This window comes from Peribacillus sp. N1 (genome assembly GCF_054600815.1).
In genome coordinates, this window is the sequence record NZ_BAAHZO010000001.1 from 1,676,604 (window position 1) to 1,693,781 (window position 17,178).

The 17,178-nt window shown below is 41.4% G+C and carries 17 protein-coding genes; 1 reads left to right on the top strand and 16 read right to left on the bottom strand.

Annotated features, from left to right (window positions below; translation table 11 throughout):
* Positions 1-58: 58 nt before the first annotated feature.
* Positions 59-295 (top strand): DUF2627 domain-containing protein, encoded by a 237-nt coding sequence (locus ACYP5M_RS08060; RefSeq protein ID WP_101222519.1) that lies wholly within the window; start codon positions 59-61, stop codon positions 293-295.
* Positions 296-338: 43 nt separating this feature from the next.
* Here the strand turns inward: ACYP5M_RS08060 and ACYP5M_RS08065 are convergent, their stop codons facing one another.
* From ACYP5M_RS08065 to accB, 16 genes are all read right to left on the bottom strand, one after another.
* Positions 339-1,073 carry a glycerophosphodiester phosphodiesterase gene (locus ACYP5M_RS08065; RefSeq protein ID WP_434167377.1) on the bottom strand — a complete coding sequence of 245 codons (735 nt, stop codon included), beginning with the start codon at positions 1,071-1,073 and terminating at the stop codon, positions 339-341.
* A gap of 71 nt (positions 1,074-1,144) precedes the next feature.
* Positions 1,145-1,312, bottom strand: a complete 168-nt coding sequence (locus ACYP5M_RS08070; RefSeq protein ID WP_157831001.1) for a hypothetical protein — start codon at positions 1,310-1,312, stop codon at positions 1,145-1,147.
* A gap of 1,058 nt (positions 1,313-2,370) precedes the next feature.
* On the bottom strand, positions 2,371-3,162 hold the full coding sequence (gene spo0A, locus ACYP5M_RS08075) for a sporulation transcription factor Spo0A (RefSeq protein ID WP_137016177.1): 792 nt from the start codon (positions 3,160-3,162) through the stop codon (positions 2,371-2,373).
* Between the two features lie 329 nt (positions 3,163-3,491).
* Positions 3,492-4,784: a SpoIVB peptidase gene (gene spoIVB / locus ACYP5M_RS08080; RefSeq protein WP_101222522.1), complete on the bottom strand. Its 1,293-nt coding sequence runs from the start codon at positions 4,782-4,784 to the stop codon at positions 3,492-3,494.
* A 161-nt stretch (positions 4,785-4,945) separates the two neighbouring features.
* On the bottom strand, positions 4,946-6,661 hold the full coding sequence (recN, locus tag ACYP5M_RS08085) for a DNA repair protein RecN (protein WP_101222523.1): 1,716 nt from the start codon (positions 6,659-6,661) through the stop codon (positions 4,946-4,948).
* Between the two features lie 22 nt (positions 6,662-6,683).
* Complete coding sequence (ahrC, locus tag ACYP5M_RS08090; protein ID WP_034308279.1) at positions 6,684-7,133, bottom strand: transcriptional regulator AhrC/ArgR; 450 nt, start codon at positions 7,131-7,133, stop codon at positions 6,684-6,686.
* 329 nt (positions 7,134-7,462) lie between these two features.
* Positions 7,463-8,290 carry a TlyA family RNA methyltransferase gene (locus ACYP5M_RS08095; protein ID WP_230176999.1) on the bottom strand — a complete coding sequence of 276 codons (828 nt, stop codon included), beginning with the start codon at positions 8,288-8,290 and terminating at the stop codon, positions 7,463-7,465.
* 4 nt (positions 8,291-8,294) lie between these two features.
* Positions 8,295-10,187 (bottom strand): 1-deoxy-D-xylulose-5-phosphate synthase, encoded by a 1,893-nt coding sequence (gene dxs / locus ACYP5M_RS08100; protein ID WP_101223461.1) that lies wholly within the window; start codon positions 10,185-10,187, stop codon positions 8,295-8,297.
* A 248-nt stretch (positions 10,188-10,435) separates the two neighbouring features.
* Complete coding sequence (locus ACYP5M_RS08105) at positions 10,436-11,329, bottom strand: polyprenyl synthetase family protein (protein ID WP_101222525.1); 894 nt, start codon at positions 11,327-11,329, stop codon at positions 10,436-10,438.
* A 1-nt stretch (position 11,330) separates the two neighbouring features.
* Positions 11,331-11,564 (bottom strand): exodeoxyribonuclease VII small subunit, encoded by a 234-nt coding sequence (locus tag ACYP5M_RS08110; RefSeq protein WP_034308286.1) that lies wholly within the window; start codon positions 11,562-11,564, stop codon positions 11,331-11,333.
* The gene (xseA, locus tag ACYP5M_RS08115; RefSeq protein WP_101222526.1) at positions 11,561-12,913 is read right to left on the bottom strand and encodes an exodeoxyribonuclease VII large subunit; all 1,353 of its coding nucleotides are present in this window, start codon (positions 12,911-12,913) and stop codon (positions 11,561-11,563) included. Before xseA ends, ACYP5M_RS08110 begins: the two co-directional genes overlap by 4 nt.
* 129 nt (positions 12,914-13,042) lie before the next feature.
* On the bottom strand, positions 13,043-13,918 hold the full coding sequence (folD, locus tag ACYP5M_RS08120; protein ID WP_101222527.1) for a bifunctional methylenetetrahydrofolate dehydrogenase/methenyltetrahydrofolate cyclohydrolase FolD: 876 nt from the start codon (positions 13,916-13,918) through the stop codon (positions 13,043-13,045).
* Positions 13,919-13,987: 69 nt separating this feature from the next.
* A complete protein-coding gene (gene nusB, locus ACYP5M_RS08125) occupies positions 13,988-14,380 on the bottom strand; it encodes a transcription antitermination factor NusB (protein ID WP_101222528.1) in 393 nt (130 codons plus the stop codon).
* 449 nt (positions 14,381-14,829) lie between these two features.
* A complete protein-coding gene (locus ACYP5M_RS08130) occupies positions 14,830-15,234 on the bottom strand; it encodes an Asp23/Gls24 family envelope stress response protein (protein ID WP_222620245.1) in 405 nt (134 codons plus the stop codon).
* 37 nt (positions 15,235-15,271) lie between these two features.
* Positions 15,272-16,624 (bottom strand): acetyl-CoA carboxylase biotin carboxylase subunit, encoded by a 1,353-nt coding sequence (gene accC / locus ACYP5M_RS08135; protein WP_101222529.1) that lies wholly within the window; start codon positions 16,622-16,624, stop codon positions 15,272-15,274.
* Between the two features lie 14 nt (positions 16,625-16,638).
* Positions 16,639-17,130, bottom strand: coding sequence for an acetyl-CoA carboxylase biotin carboxyl carrier protein (gene accB / locus ACYP5M_RS08140; protein ID WP_260359030.1), 492 nt, complete (start codon positions 17,128-17,130; stop codon positions 16,639-16,641).
* Between the last annotated feature and the right edge of the window lie 48 nt (positions 17,131-17,178).

A 17,178-nucleotide genomic window follows, 5' to 3' on the forward strand; every position in this document is an offset into this window, starting at 1 on the left:
ATAATTTATATCCTTTATCATTTTTTAAAGACGGAATTTTCGGAAGGGATTTGACTGCATGAAACGTTTAATCGCTTTTTTGATTCTTTTTATACCCGGTGCCTTTGCTGCCTATGGCATAAAAATAATGAGGGACATGGTGTTCGGTATTCTACAGCCTCCCTATCCAGTCCTTTGGCTGCAATTTTTAATAGGACTACTCATTACGATTGGCGGAATAGCCTTCATCGCCGGCTTCGTCCTTCATCGAGATCGAAAACAAAATAAGGTCCAAAGCAGGTTCAATAAATTTTAAACGCAAAAAGAAGGTGCCATGTATCATATGGCACCTTCTTTCATTATCTTGATTTCAATCCTTCCCTGACCCGTACGGCTGCCTCGGGAAAATCGGTTATGATGCCGCTGCACCCCAATTTGAATAGCCTCTTCATCTCGGCTTCTTTATTAATGGTATATGGCCGTACAGGAACACCCATACTCACAGATGTTTGAATGAGCGCATCAGGGACAGCCCGGATATTTGGATGGATTGCACTTCCGCCTATTGCCTTGGCATATATCCAAGGCATGTATAGACCATCCCTATAAAGCGGTGCGGTTTCCAATTCAGGTGCCAATTGATGGCAATTGACCAAGCTATAATGATTGAAAGAAGAAAGGATAATCCTTTCCTCCATATCGTAAGTACGAATGAGTCGGATGACTTTCTCTTCTAAGCCTGGATACAAAAAAAGTGTATTTTTTAACTCAATGTTGCAAAAAAGCTGATTATCGTCAAGCCAAATGAATAGTTCTTCAAGTGTCGGAATCTTTTCTTTACCCAATTTACCATTATAGTTTGAAGAAGCATTAAGGGTTTTCAACTCCTTCAAGGTCCTGTCTTTTACATATCCCGAGGCATTCGTGGTCCGATCGAGCTTTTCATCGTGAATGATGACCACTTCCCCATCTTTTGAGAGCTGGACATCCGTTTCAATACCGTCCGCCCCGACACGGGCAGCTTCTTTGAACGCCGACATCGTATTTTCCGGATGTGTTCCTGCTGAGCCTCGATGTGCAAAGATTAAGGTCATGGAGAAACGCCGCCTCTCTCAATAATGGTTATATCCCAATGTTATGAACAGAAACAGCAAATTATTTTCATCTAGTTCAATACTTTAATAAAATGCAGTTGATTATTTTCTGCATAGAAGGTTCCTTTCGTCAAATCACTCAATTTTTTTTGCATGCTTTTGATTTGCAAGCAAGCATCCGGAAAAGCCATTTGACCAATCGTAATTTCCCCTCCCCCTTTTGATTCAAGCATATCCATGATTGACTTCCGTTTTTCATCCTATATATATATTTGAACCATCAACCTCTCGTATTGATTTCCTGTTTGTTCATATTGAAAATTTTGCTCACAAGTCAATTCTCCAAGAGGCGTTTGATACACTTCAAGCTTTTCATTATTGATTCAAGTTTCATTATTATTGAAACATATTTTGTCTTCCCAATTCCTCAATCAGCGTCTATAAATAACCTGAAAGAAATTTCACAAAAAAATATCATAAATTTAGTTTAATATCCGTTTCAATAGTGTACAAAAAAAGATTGTCCAAAATGGAAAACCTCCAATATGTTTTGCGCCTCTGAACTTTATAACTTAAGATTAAACTATGCTTCTTTTTTAACGAGCTTCTTCTACTTTTTTAAACATTTCTCCCCTCCGGTCCTTTTCTAACAGGTTTCCGGATTCCTATTACACCAGCTTTATCACTCGTTTAAGTCCACTTTATTAACTGAGTTGAATCTGTTACGGAATCGAAAGGTAAAATAACCGACATTATTACGCAACTATTTTCCAACTGTGTTGCAATGCGCATAGTCGAGTGTTTGAAAATGTGCGTATAAAGATGCCTGACCTTACAAATTTACAAACGAAGTCGGCAAGTCGAAATCATAAAAAAAACGCCCAACAATGGACGTCATGACTCTTCCCTATAAAATATTTGATTGACCGTGATTTCCTTTCACTAATGAGCTTTGCATTGTTAAAAAGGTTCACTGGCCTCTTTTTCGTAGCGGTTATACTGAAATACGCTTAGCCCTATAATTGCGCAAATTCCGTTCGGGTCATACGATGGGTCATGACGTCATTCTTTCAATCGATACGAATTGACATAAATACCAGGCCCCTATACAAAAATAATAGCCGCCCAGTTTGGACGACTGCGGAATTTTCCTATATACTGACTCGTAACGATGCCGTTTATCCGCAAAATACGATCAGTCTTTATTGATATTCCACCGGAAAGTTTATCGGATTAGCGATAAATTCACGGTTAAATTCCCGTCCAAATTGCCGTCAAATCAACGATCCTACACTTGTCAAGAAGCTTTGTGTTCGAGGCGCAGCTTATCGGCAACCATGGCAATGAATTCGGAATTTGTAGGTTTTGCCTTAGTCATGCTTACGGTATATCCGAAAAGCGATGAAATGGATTCTATATTGCCACGGCTCCAGGCCACTTCAATCGCATGCCTGATAGCACGTTCAACACGGCTCGCCGTAGTATTGTATTTTTTTGCGATATCCGGATATAAAACTTTGGTGATGGAACCCAATAGTTCAATATCATTATATACCATGGATATGGCTTCCCTTAAATACAAATAGCCCTTTATATGTGCAGGTACTCCAATCTCGTGAATGATGCTTGTGATGCTGGCATCGAGGTTCTTCGGCTTGGATTCATTTTGGGGACGATAGCTAAACTGACTATGATTTTTTAAAACTGCCTGACCTTTACTGCTTACCTGACGTATGTGATTGGCCAGATTTTCCATATCAAATGGCTTCAGGATAAAGTAAGACGCACCCAAATCAACAGCTTTTTTCGTTACATCTTCTTGACCAAAGGCAGTAAGCATAATCACATTAGGCATGGCACCCCGTTTTACTTCACGAAGTTTTTCTAGCACACCTAACCCATCTAAATGAGGCATGATAATATCGAGGATCAATATATCCGGGTCAACGCTTTCAAGCATACCCAGGCAATCTTGACCGTTATGTGCCACCCCTATTACTTCCATGTCATCCTGTGCAGAAATGTATTCTTCCAGAAGGCCAACAAGTTCTCTATTATCATCTACAACGCACACCTTAATTTTTTTCACGCTTGATTTCCTCCTCAACTACAATTGGTCTTTTTTTCTATATGACTAAATTCTATTGTAATTGAACTTTTCGACAATGGAAACTAAATTCCTTTTATTTTTGAAAAAATATAAGGAATTCAATATTATTCTCCGGATATCTCTTGTTTTCGACTTCGTTTGCTATTCGAATAAAGCGATTGTCGAAAAATCTTCATTTCGTTATCATTTTATCACATCGTTTCAAAAAAACCTCTATTTTTTGAAGAAATCAATTTAATTCCTACCCAAAATCTATGCTAATCATAACTTTCCATTAAAAAGGGGCATCCAAAAGGATACCCGGATTCTTAGCTTGCCTTTTCATAATTATCTTTGTCGTATATATTAATACCGGCTTCGTTTAACATCCATTCGATATGGACTCCATACCCACTTGTAGGATCATTAACGAATACATGGGTGACTGCACCGATTAATTTCCCATTTTGTATGATAGGACTGCCGCTCATACCTTGAACGATCCCACCCGTTTTTTGAAGCAATTCCTTATCCGTCACTTTTAAGACCATTCCCTTAATTGCGGGGAACTTCTGTGGTATGGAACTGACGATTTCAACATCGAATTCCTCCACTTCAGAACCATCCACCACTGTAAGGATTTTTGCTGGTCCTTCCTTTACCTCATGGGAAAGGGTGATGGGGAGTGGCTTATCGTTAATTCCATTTTTAAAATCTTGATTTAACTTCCCAAAAATTCCAAAGGGACTATTGCGATTGATATTTCCTATTTTTTCTTTATTGGAAGAAAAGCGTGCAAGTTTTTCTCCCGGATCACCATTGCTTCCCTTTTCGATGGATGTGACCGTCGATTGAACAATCTGTCCGTCCTTGACAACAATCGGCTTCTTTGTATCCATATCGGATATGACATGTCCCAAAGCCCCGTATTTTTTCGAATCCGGGTGATAAAACGTCATCGTTCCGATGCCAGCTGCCGAATCACGGATATACAAACCCAATTTGTAAGTTCCTTCATTCTTATCTTTTAGAGGTAATAGGGTACTGTGAAGCACTTCATTATCACGGTTAATGACAAGATTCAACGCCTCACCCTTTTCACCTGCCTGCTGAACAAAAGGGGTTACATCCCCCATCTTCTTTATCGTCTGACCATTGATTTCTGTAATAATATCACCGATTTCAATTTTTGCTTTTTCTCCCGGTGATTTTTTCCCCTGCGCAGTATCAATAAGATGATGACCTACTACGAGAACCCCAAGAGTATTAAGCTTTACTCCAATGGATTGGCCTCCAGGCATGACCTTAAAGTCTTTTAACACCCTGATGTCGACCTTTTTGGCAGGTAAGCCTGCTACATCGAGTAACACTTCATTCGTACCTGGTTTCTCAGCACCAAGTGTAATCGAGGCTTGTTCATCATGAAGCGAAATTCCATCACTGGATCCCGAAGTTTTTGCAGTAACAGGCAATGATTTGGAAATACTATATTGACTTCCTTCAAATAGTACAAGATGATTTGGAATTAAAAAATATTCACGAGATGGCTGGTATAACCCTAATGTTAATAGCGAAACAAGGAGAATTCCACCGATGATCCTGTTTATCCATATAAATTTCAATCCATTCACTCTCCTCGCTCTCTGAAACTTTATGGCTACACCTTTAATTTAGCCCTCATGACAATCATTTATAACAGGTGCAAAAAATAAAAGCTATCCGTTTTTGGATAGCTTTACAATGAATGCTTATGATAAGTTTAAATAATGTTCTTACCGGCCCTTCATGATGTAATCTTCAGCCTTTTGGCCAGCTGGATTAATTCATTAGCATGCTGCTTCGTCAAATCCGTTATCTCGACTCCTGAAATCATCCTGCCGATTTCTTTTACTTTTTCGGTTTCAATTAGCGGCTTGACCGAGGTATTCGTGCGTCCGGCCCTTACATTTTTCGCTATAAAAAGATGGGTATCCGCCATAGCGGCCACTTGTGGCAAATGGGATATGCACAATACTTGTGATCCAGTTGCCACTTTATAGATCTTTTCGGCAATGGATTGTGCAACCCGTCCGCTCACACCTGTGTCAACTTCATCAAATATAATGGATGTTATGCCTTGATGCTTGGAGAAAATGCTTTTCAAAGCCAGCATGATCCTCGACAGTTCTCCCCCAGATGCGATTTTGGATAGAGGTTTTAACGGTTCACCTGGATTGGTGGAAATATAAAATTCCATTGAATCCAGACCTGACTGATTAATGCCCCTATCTGACAATTCATCGAAAGTATAAGCCGTTTGAAGGAAATGTGGTTCGAAAATTGTCTTTTCCATGTATAAATCTTTTAATTCCTGATGGATCTTTTTGGTTAACTGCTGAGCGAATTTCTGGCGAAGTTCAGAAAGATTCTTTGCTTCGACAATTAAATCTGCCTTGATGGATTTCATTTCCTTTTCGAGCTTCGCTATATGGGTTTCCCTATTTTGCAGTTTTTCGACTTCTTCTTCTATAGCGGCTCCATATTCCAGGATTTCCTCGATGGTCCGCCCGTATTTCCGCTTTAATTGATTTATTTCATTAAGGCGGCCTTCAATGAATTCCACACGTTCTGTATCATAATCCAAGGAGTCTAATTGGTCTCGGATGTTTGACACGGCCTCTTCAAGCAGGAAGTAGCTATTTGAAACGGTTTCAGAGCTATTCTTTAAACCCTCATCAAGCCCTGCCGCTTCCTCTAAATTATTCATGGCTACGGAAAGCCAATCAATTGCATGCTGCTCACCATTTAAAGCATTATAACTGGTTTGCAGCGCTTCATGAATTTTTTCGAAATTATTAATTTTCTTCCGCTCTTCCATCAATTCTTCATCTTCGCGTAACTTCAAATCAGCTTTTTGGATTTCATCGAATTGAAATTGGATCAAATCAAGGCGATGGACCATTTGCTGTTCATTTTGGCTCAAGCCATTCAATTGTTTAGAAGCTGTTTCATAACGTTTAAATAGCTTTTGGTATTCAGTGAGCGCAGATGCGATTTTTTCACCGCCGAATTGATCGAGCAGTGGAAGATGGAGTCGTTCATCCATTAATTCCTGATGCTCATGCTGACCATGGATATCTATCAATGTCCGGCCTATCTCGCGTAAAGTGGAAATCGTAACAAGCTTACCATTCACCCTGCAAACGCTTTTGCCGCTTTGTGAGATGTCCCTTCGAAGTATCGCCATCCCATCATTCATATCCAGGCCAAACTCTTCCGCTTTGGCAAAGACCGGGTGTTTTTCATCTTCAATTTGGAATAATCCTTCTATTTCGGCCTTAGACTCTCCATGCCGAATGAACTCTGCTGAACCACGTCCCCCAACCAAAAGATGAACGGCATCTATTATGATTGACTTCCCTGCCCCTGTTTCTCCTGTCAAGACCGTCAAGCCTTTCTCAAATGAAACGGACAGGCTGTCTATGATCGCAAAATTCCTAATCGATAGTTCTGTTAACAAACTAGGTCACCTCACAACATTATTAGAGCATGTCCAAGAATTTGCCGGAAATGATCTTTGCATCTTCCTCAGAACGGCAGATAATCAAACAAGTATCGTCGCCGCCGATCGTCCCGAGTATTTCTTGCCAATTTAAATTATCAATCAATGCGCAGATTGCCTGGGCATTACCTGGGAGCATCTTCATAACCAGTAAATTGTTGGCTGAGTCAATGCGTACAAATGCATCGACAAGGATTCTCTTTAATTTTTGAAGTGGATTGAAGCGCTGGTCGGCCGGCAGACTGTATTTATACCTTCCATCCGTCAATGGAACCTTTACAAGGTGAAGCTCTTTAATATCCCTTGAAACAGTAGCTTGAGTTACATTGTATCCAGCTAATTTCAATTCTTCAACTAACTCATCCTGGGTTTCGATATCATTATTCGTTATGATGTCCCTTATTTTTATATGTCGTTGTCCTTTATTCATAAGTAGAAGCACCTCTTCTCAACTGTTGCTCATATTAATGGTAATTGGTATCACTTTCATTTTTCACTTAAGCAAGCTGCCCCAATATGGGATTGCTTCGTTATCTTCAGTACGTGCAAATAGGCCGCTTTAGAAAGTGGCTAATATTAATGTTATCGGATTTTTATGCAATTGTACAACTTTTTCTCTAAAAATGAATACAAGTCTATTTTTTGTACGTACCTATTTTATGTATGCACCCTTAAATGATTCAAGGGGATTACCACAATGTAAAGTTAAAAAGCTCCTTTAGCCAACCATTCAGCCAAAGGAGCCCATACAAGTTCTAACTATTCTTTTTTAAATTGAGCATGGGCCTCTCCAACGATGTCATCAACCGTTTTCGAAAGCAATATCGCTCCATCATCCTTCGACCCTTGCCAGTGTAAATGAAGTAAGAATTCAATATTCCCATCACCGCCTGTAATCGGTGAGAAGGAGGCATCCTTAATATCATAGCCTTCCTTTATAGAAAAAGAAATGATCTTATCCAATACTTGTTTATGAATTTTGGGATCGCGAACAATCCCCTTTTTACCCACTTGATCCTTTCCAGCTTCGAATTGCGGTTTAACCAATGCAACGACATCACTATTCGGGACGAGCAAGGTCTTTAGCACAGGTAAAATTAACGTAAGCGAGATGAAAGAAACATCAATGCTTGCAAAGTTTGGCATCTCCCCATCGAGATCGGCGGGTGTAACATAACGGAAATTGGTTCGTTCCATTACTTTAACCCGCTCATCCTGCCTGAGCTTCCAGGCAAGTTGATTATAGCCCACATCAAGCGCATATGACATGAGAGCGCCATTTTGCAACGCACAATCCGTGAACCCACCAGTCGAAGAACCGATATCAAGCAGTACTTTCCCATTAACTTGTAAATCGAATTCCCTTAATGCCTTCTCAAGTTTAAGACCGCCTCTTGAAACGTAAGGCATGACTTTTCCTTTGATCGTAAATTCGAGATCGACCGGCACTTTTTCCCCCGGTTTTTCGTACCTTTCTTCATTCGCGTAGACAAGGCCTGCCATGACCATACGCTTCGCTTTTTCACGTGTATCGGCCAAGCCTTGTTCTACAAGTAATACATCTACTCTTTCTTTCATCACTTTCATATTGTCAGGCCCTTTTTTCTTTTTTGGGTGTTATCATTTTAATCTTTTTGATCGCGGTCTCAGTCGTTAAACCGATTTCTTCAAGCAGTTCATCGACACTTCCATGTTCAATGAAATAATCAGGTATCCCCATTCGATCTATAATTGCCCCATAAAATCCTTGATCATGGGCATATTCAAGTACTGAACTACCAAAACCACCTTGAAGAACCGCTTCTTCTATTGTCAAAATCGGCATTTTTTCACCAAGGAGACTGCTTAGCATGTTCTCATCCAAAGGCTTAATGAACCGGGCATTGATCACCTTAACTGAATAATCCTCTTTCTCGAGCAGTTCTGCCGCTTCAAGAGCCATCGGAATCGTTGTACCGAACGTTAAGATGGCAGCATCCGTTCCTTCTTTAAGAACTTCCCACGAACCGATTGGAATCTGCTGTAATTCAGTATCCATCACAACTCCCCAACCATTCCCACGAGGGAAACGCATAGCAATCGGACCATCATTATAGTTTAAGGCCGTATTGACCATATGCTGACCTTCGTTTTCATCTTTCGGCATCATCAATACCATATTCGGTACATGGCGTAAGAAAGCAATGTCGAAAACGCCTTGATGCGTTTCACCATCGGAGCCAACCAATCCGGCACGGTCGATCCCGATGAATACGTTCAAATTCTGACGGCAGATATCATGCACCACCTGGTCATAAGCCCTTTGCAGGAATGTTGAATATATAGCCAGGAAAGGTTTCATTTTTTGCGTTGCCAATCCGGCTGCAAAAGTTGCAGCATGCTGCTCGGCAATCCCTACATCATAGAAACGCTCTGGAAACTCTTGGGAAAAGCCCACCAATTTCGAACCTACGGGCATTGCAGGTGTAATTGCGACAATCCGCTCATCGTCACGTGCTAGCCTGCTGACAGTATCGCTTACAAGAGCGCTCCAAGCAGGACCTTTACTAGGGGATTTCACGAAATCGCCTGTCTCGATTTTGTATGGGCCTGTCCCATGCCAGTTTCCTGTTGTATCCAGCTCGGCAGGTGAATAGCCCTTGCCTTTTTTCGTGATGACATGCAGCAGTACAGGCCCCTTCGTTTTCTTGGCATATCTTAAATTCTCCAGCAATTCTTCATAATTATGACCATCCACTGGTCCTAGGTATGTGAAACCGAGCTCCTCGAAAAAGATTCCTGAAACCAATAAGTACTTCATGCTATCCTTCAGGCGTTCAGCTGTAGCTGCAAGTTTGCCACCGACTGCAGGGATTTTTTTCAAAAGCAGCTCCAATTCATCTTTTGCCCAGTTATATTTGCCTGCTGTACGCAATCTTCCCAATATCGTGTGCAGGGCACCTACGTTAGGGGCTATGGACATTTCATTATCATTCAGGATAACGATCATGTCCTTTTTTTCATCACCGATATGATTTAATGCTTCAAGCGCCATTCCGCCTGTTAGGGCACCGTCCCCGATCACTGGCAAAATAAAACTGTTTTCACCTTTGATATCACGGGCAGCCGCCATTCCCATTGCAGCTGAAAGGGAAGTCGAACTGTGACCGGTTTCCCAAACATCATGGGGGCTTTCAATCATTTTAGGAAAACCGCAAAGACCTTTGTATTTCTTTAAGGTATCGAACTCTCCTGCTCTGCCAGTCAGGATCTTATGGACATAGGATTGATGTCCGACATCCCATAAAATTTTATCATTCGGACTGTCGAATTCTTTATGCAAGGCTATAGTCAACTCGACGACACCTAAATTCGGACCAATATGCCCACCAGTCACCGATAATTTTTCCACAAGGAATTTACGTACTTCCACACTTAACTCGACAAGTTCTTCATTATTCATCTTCTTCAAAAAAGAAGGGTCTTTTATAGATAGAAGATCCAAACAGGACCACTCACTTTCTGTCATTTTCGGTTGTAAGCATAAACAAAGCCTCATAAAAGAAGGCTATGGGGGACTTGACCGAAAAATTGGTTTTAAGTTAAAAAATAGCCGCCAACACCCAGGTGATTTCGGCGGCTTAATATACCTATTTTATCACGTATCTCAATTAAAAAATTCATTATGATTTTCACATATTTTTGCACAATGAGTATACCATAAAACCTCAATTGATAACAAATTTAGCTCAATCAATGGTTACGGTTCGCTATTAAATCGGTTAGTTCATTCAACAAACCCGTTTGTAGGGTTGTTTTTCCTAAAGCGGCATGGGCAAGTTCTATATGATGCTCCAACTTTTCCTTTGCCCCTTGAAGCGTAAGTAAAGAAGGATATGTGCTTTTATGATTACCCACATCACTGCCAACCGGCTTGCCGATCAACTCGACGGACCCTTCAATATCCAGAATATCATCCCGAATTTGAAATGCAAGCCCCAGGTGGTATGCAAAGTCACGTAAATGGAGTTGCTGTTCTTCATTCGCTCCGGATAATATAGCACCGGAAAGGATGCTTGCAGTCAATAACTTCCCTGTTTTATGTTCATGGATATACTCCAATTCCTGAAGGGTCAGCTGTTTATTTTCACCTTCCATATCGGCAACTTGACCTCCAACCATTCCTTCGGCTCCGGCAGACTTCGCAATTTCACTTACAAGGTTCAGCTTCATTTCAGCCGTCACCTCGGGATCGATCATATCCGTCACCAATTGAAAGCTGTATGTAAGAAGCGCGTCACCTGCCAATATTGCAACCGCTTCACCGAACACTTTATGGTTAGTCGGTTTTCCGCGGCGGAGATCATCATCATCCATCGCTGGAAGATCATCATGAATCAAAGAATATGTATGGATCATTTCAATGGCAGCCGCTGCAGGTATCCCGATCCTCAAGCTTTTCCCAAAGGCCTCCAGAACCGCAAAGACCAATAACGGGCGAATCCGTTTACCCCCTGCCTCCAGCGAATAGATCATGGCTTCTTTGACCACTGCCGGTGCTTTAAGTTTATTGACATATTCTACGATTTCCCGTTCTATAACCGTTTTATATTCTTTAGAAAACATTTCAAAGGACGCCGTACCCATGTCATTCTTCCTCCTGTACAGCGAAGTTTTCAAGTTCCCCATCTTCGCGTAAAATTTGAGTCAACTGATCTTCAACAGCCTTAAGCTTTGAATGGCAAAGCCTTGATAAATCCATTCCTTGTTTATATATGGAGATGGCTTCTTCCAAGGGCACATCGCCTTCTTCCAACTGTTCCACAATTTTTTCGAGATTCTCCATCGCTTCTTCAAATGTAGCTTCTTGTTTTTTTGTCATGGTTCAATCCGCTCCTTTATTTCTTTAATTTCACATTCAAGGGTTCCATCTTTAATCGAAACCGCTATCTTATCCCCTTTGGATACTTGCTGTGTACTTTTCACTAATGTCTCATCTTCAGCAAAAACCAATCCATAGCCCCGTTCCATGATTTTTAGTGGACTGAGGGCAGACAAAGTGGCTGTAATATGAACGAATTGCTGTGATTTTTGCCGATAGATGGCTTCCATGGCCCTACGTAAAACCTTTGCATGCTGCTGCAATTCATCTTTCGCATTTTTCACCGCTTGTTCAGGATGCTGCTTTTTCAGAATTTCGTTCAGCTGATTCAGCTCATCTCTCTTTTTCATGAAATATCGCGTGCTGGTCCTCCCTAGCCTGTCCATCGTCTTGTCTAGCTGTTCCAGCTTCTGTTCATACATTTTATGCGGATAACGGAAAGCATAAGACCTCTCCATCCTGGTCAAACGGGTTCGTTCAAAATTGACCGCTTCTTGAATGGAGCGGGTCAACCGATTTTTGCGGTTCATCAGGCGTTCGAGTATTTCATTTAAGTGAGGAACCGCTAACTCCGCTGCACCAGTCGGTGTAGGAGCACGCATATCGGCGACAAAATCAGCAATGGTAAAATCGGTTTCGTGACCGACAGCAGAAATTACCGGTATATCGGAATCATAAATCGATTCAGCCACTATCTCCTCATTAAAGGCCCATAGCTCCTCGATCGACCCGCCGCCCCTTCCAACAATGAGAACATCACTTTCCGCCCTTGCGTTAGCCATTGAAATTGCCTTGGCAATCGATTTAGCGGCATTATTCCCTTGTACAAGTGCCGGATAAACGATAATCCTGGCGATTGGATATCTCCGCTTGATGGTTATCAGGATATCTCTTAATGCAGCTCCGGTCGGAGATGTTATGACTCCTACAGACTTAGGGTACTGCGGGATCGGCTTCTTATGTTCGGCCAAAAACAAACCTGCCGCCTCCAGCTTTTTCTTCAGCTGTTCATAAGCAAGATACAAATCCCCCACACCATCAGGGGCCATGCTTTTCACATAAAGCTGATACTGTCCCCCAGCTTCATATAATGATATATCGCCCTTAACAAGTACCTTCATACCATTTTCGGGCAGGAATTTCATCCCTTTATTATTGGCGGCAAACATAACGGAAAGAAGTCGGGCCTTCTCATCCTTTAAAGTAAAATACATATGTCCGCTTGTATGTTGTTTAAAATTCGAAATTTCACCTTTTATGTATACATTTTGCAAATGGGGGTCGGCATCGAATTTCCTTTTGATGTACTTAGTTAAAGCCGACACACTCAAATATTGTTGGTTGCTCATATATTGTCTCCTTCCGATGGAAATCGGATTTAAAGAAAACTCACCTATGGATCCATGAATGGAAAAAAAGCGGTCTCCCGTTATTATAAAACAAGAGGTCCGCTTCTTTAAAATAATTTAACGTTTTTTTCAGCTTTTTAATGCTTGCTTGTTCAGTTCAAGTGCTTTTTGAGCAGATTTGACCGTATTCTTCATAAGCATCGTAATCGTCATGGGACCAACGCCTTTAGGAACAGGTGTAATGTATGAAGCCTTATTTTTCACTTCATCAAACGCCACATCACCGCAAAGCTTCCCTTCATCATTCCTGTTCATTCCGACGTCAATGACGACTGCGCCTTCTTTAATATGGTCACTCGTGATCGTGTCCCTCTTTCCGACAGCTGCGACAACGACATCGGCTTGCTTGGTATAATATGCAAGATCCTTTGTCCGTGAATGACAGTAAGTAACGGTTGCATTTGCATTCAAGAACAATTGTCCGGCTGGTTTTCCGACGATATTACTTCTCCCTACGATGACAACATGCTTACCTTCAAGGTCATAGTCGATATACTCAAGCATCACCATGACGCCGTATGGGGTACAAGGTAAAAATGCATCCTGTCCCGTCATCATCCGCCCAATATTAATCGGGTGGAAACCATCTACATCCTTTTCAGGGGAAATCGCTTCAATGATCGCTTTTTCCTGAATATGTCCAGGCAATGGCAGCTGCACCAATATACCATGAATGCTGTCATCCTGGTTTAATTCAGCAATGCTCTGAATTAATTCCTCCTGAGAGAGCTCCGCAGGCTTTTTAATTAATACGGAATGCATGCCCAAGTCCTCACAGGCCTTTTGCTTATTGCGCACATAGGTTTGTGATGCTTGATTGTCACCCACCAGGATTACAGCCAAACCTGGAACGATATTTTTTTCACGTAACTGTTGAACTTCCTTACTGATTTCCTGCCTAACTGACTCTGCAATTTCTTTACCATTAATGATTTGAGCTGACATGTGTTTATTCCTCCCAAGTTAATTTTGCTAAAGAAATTGCTGAGAGAATCCTTGCTCAAGGCTGCAGCTTTAGCTGCCGCTTTTCACCTTCACTTTGGATAAAACGGCATTTACAAAGCTGCTCGATTGATCATCACCGAATTTCTTAGCAATTTCAATAGCTTCATTCATTGCAACACTTACAGGAACATCTTCACTGTGAATCATTTCATAAACCGCGATACGCAGTAAATTCCGATCAATGTTCGCCAGTCTTTCCAACGTCCAATTCTCTAAATTGTCCCTGATCATTCCATCAATTTGTTCACGATTTTCCGTTATCCCCATTACTAATTTCTTGAAGTATTCATCAGTAGGAGCACCATCCAGTACGCTTTCCATTGCTTCTTCTGCATTCGAGTTGGCAATATCTATTTGATATAGTGCTTGAAGGGATTTTTCACGGGCTTCTCTTCTTTTCATAATCTTACTCCTTTAACATCTACTATTATATATGAAAATGCTAGAACAAACGAACATTAAATAACATTTTTTCAAAAATATTAAGATTTTCGCTATATTATTAAAAAAATAAGCTAAATCCCACTAAAATTAAGGCCAAAAGACTCAAATATCTTGATTCAGGATAACAATACAAGATTACATTCGGAATTAAACGGCCAACACAGTCCCATACTTTTTGAAAGTGTCAAAAAGCTCATGCCTAGCTTTCATGCTCATATTTCACCTTTTACACTCTAACAGAAATCACCCTTGAATTAAAGGGAAACTTCCAGACACCGCCTTATTATGTTCATTTAAATTTAATATTATAAGCAGGCCTCAAAAACGGGGTATCTGGAGTTAACATTCAAAAAAACAAAAACCCGGCTTTTGCCGGGTTTTTGCAGGTGCGAATCGAATGAAGCCACTTACACTTCTTGTTCGTAATCCGCTTCTTGTTTAGCGTTTTCAAACGCAATGCCCACTACATGAATGTTCACTTCGCCCGCGTCGATAGCGGTCATATTCAACAAAGCTTCACGAATGTTATCTTGCACTTCCTGAGCAACTTTCGGAATTGAAACACCAAACTTCATGACACAATAAAGTTCGACTTTGATGGATTCTCCCGTTAAGTCCACTTTAACACCTTTACCGTGGTTCTTTTTCCCAAGCTTTTCAACAACACCCGTGGCGAAATTCCCGCGCATATGTGCAACACCTTCAACTTCCGATGCAGCGATACCCGCAATCACCTCTATTACCTCAGGTGCGATCTCCACTTTGCCCAGCCCACTATTATAATCATTCATTTCGAGTAATTGGCCTTCCATTTCACTCATTCAAAAGCACCTCCTGTCTTCCTTTACATTATGAGTTCATTACATCATATATTTCAAGGAATTTGGTATTAAATTCTCCGGAAACAAATTGTTCATGCTGAAGTAACTTAATATGGAAAGGAATTGTGGTACTGATCCCTTCAATGACAAACTCACCTAAGGCGCGTTTCATCTTTTCGATTGCCTCTTCCCTAGTAGGTGCATGGACAATCAATTTAGCGATCATGGAATCGTAATACGGCGGTATCGAGTACCCAGGGTATGCCGCGGAATCAACACGAACTCCGTAGCCGCCTGGCGGTAAATACATTTGAATCTTACCTGCGGAAGGCATGAAATTCTTTTCTGGATTTTCAGCATTGATCCGGCATTCGATAGACCATCCGTTATAAGTGACATCCTCTTGCGAAAGCGATAGTTTGCTGCCTGAAGCAACTTTGATCTGTTCTTTAATCAAATCCACGCCCGTTACCATTTCTGTAACAGGGTGTTCAACCTGGATACGTGTATTCATTTCCATAAAGTAGTATTTTCTATTCACATAGTCATAAATAAATTCTACTGTTCCGGCACCTGAATAATTAACGGCAAGTGCTGCCGTTACTGCAGCCTGCCCCATTTCCGCACGTGTTTCACCATCCAATGCCGGTGAAGGGGTTTCTTCAACAAGCTTTTGCAAACGTCGCTGGACCGTACAATCACGCTCACCTAAATGGATGGCATTGCCATGATTATCTGCCATGACCTGTATTTCAACGTGTCGGAAGTCCTCGATGAACTTTTCAATATACACGCCTGGATTCCCAAATGCCGTCGCGGCTTCCTGTTGTGTGATGTTAATGCCTTTAATGAGCTCTTCTTCCGTCCTTGCGACGCGGATACCTTTACCGCCCCCGCCGGCAGTAGCTTTGATGATGACTGGATAGCCCATTTCATTAGCTAAAGCTACACCCTCATCCGTATCCTTGATTATGCCTTTAGAACCTGGAACGATCGGTACACCAGCTTTACGCATGGTTTCCCTTGCTACGTCCTTTGTTCCCATTTTATTGATAGCTTCGGGGCTAGGACCGATGAAAATGATATTGCATTCACGGCATAGCTCAGCAAAGTCAGCATTTTCAGCAAGGAAGCCATATCCTGGGTGAATCGCATCGGATCCGGTTTTCTTGGCTGTGCTGATAATGTTCGTTGTATTTAAATAACTGTCTTTTGATAATTTAGGACCGATGCAATATGCTTCATCCGCAAGCTGGACATGTAATGCTTCTTTATCAGCTTCTGAATAGACCGCAACAGTCTCGATTCCTAATTCCTTGCATGCCCGGATGATTCGGACAGCAATTTCCCCGCGATTGGCAATTAATACCTTTTTAATCATTTAGAAACAGCTCCTCATTCCGGCTTTACTAAAAATAATGGTTGACCATATTCTACAAGCTGGCCTTCTTTTACAAGGACTTCAACGATTTCACCGCTTACTTCGGCTTCGATTTCATTGAAAAGCTTCATGGCTTCCACGATGCAGACGATGGAATCCCCCGTTACTTTATCACCTGTTTTTACGTATGCAGGTGAATCCGGTGCAGGAGATTGGTAGAATGTCCCAACCATCGGAGAAGTGATTTTATGTAAATTTTCAGTGTCTGCTGCAGCCGGTTTTGCAGGTTCAACAGCTTTCGGCACTTCAGGGGCAGGGGCCGCTGCGGGCTTGACCTCTACAGCTGCATTGGTTTGAACAACTGCTGGAGCTGCTGCTTGTTGTAATACTGTACCCGTTTCAGTTTTTTTCAATTTAATTTTCGTTCCTTCATTTTCAAAAACGAATTCACTGATATTTGATTGATCGACTAGCTTAATAATTTCACGAATTTCTTGCACTTTCATTTTGTGGCACCCCTTGTCTAATTTAATATGAGTTTGTGAGGCAATAAT

Coding starts and splice junctions, on each gene's coding strand:
- ACYP5M_RS08060 (WP_101222519.1), top strand. CDS start 59: ATGAAACGTTTAATCGCTTTTTTGATTCTTTTTATACCCGGTGCCTTT.
- ACYP5M_RS08065 (WP_434167377.1), bottom strand. CDS start 1,073: ATGACCTTAATCTTTGCACATCGAGGCTCAGCAGGAACACATCCGGAA.
- ACYP5M_RS08070 (WP_157831001.1), bottom strand. CDS start 1,312: ATGGATATGCTTGAATCAAAAGGGGGAGGGGAAATTACGATTGGTCAA.
- ahrC (WP_034308279.1), bottom strand. CDS start 7,133: ATGAATAAAGGACAACGACATATAAAAATAAGGGACATCATAACGAAT.
- ACYP5M_RS08095 (WP_230176999.1), bottom strand. CDS start 8,290: ATGAAAGTGATGAAAGAAAGAGTAGATGTATTACTTGTAGAACAAGGC.
- ACYP5M_RS08105 (WP_101222525.1), bottom strand. CDS start 11,329: ATGGGTACGGCGTCCTTTGAAATGTTTTCTAAAGAATATAAAACGGTT.
- ACYP5M_RS08110 (WP_034308286.1), bottom strand. CDS start 11,564: ATGACAAAAAAACAAGAAGCTACATTTGAAGAAGCGATGGAGAATCTC.
- xseA (WP_101222526.1), bottom strand. CDS start 12,913: ATGAGCAACCAACAATATTTGAGTGTGTCGGCTTTAACTAAGTACATC.
- folD (WP_101222527.1), bottom strand. CDS start 13,918: ATGTCAGCTCAAATCATTAATGGTAAAGAAATTGCAGAGTCAGTTAGG.
- nusB (WP_101222528.1), bottom strand. CDS start 14,380: ATGAAAAGAAGAGAAGCCCGTGAAAAATCCCTTCAAGCACTATATCAA.
- ACYP5M_RS08130 (WP_222620245.1), bottom strand. CDS start 15,234: ATGGAAGGCCAATTACTCGAAATGAATGATTATAATAGTGGGCTGGGC.
- accC (WP_101222529.1), bottom strand. CDS start 16,624: ATGATTAAAAAGGTATTAATTGCCAATCGCGGGGAAATTGCTGTCCGA.
- accB (WP_260359030.1), bottom strand. CDS start 17,130: ATGAAAGTGCAAGAAATTCGTGAAATTATTAAGCTAGTCGATCAATCA.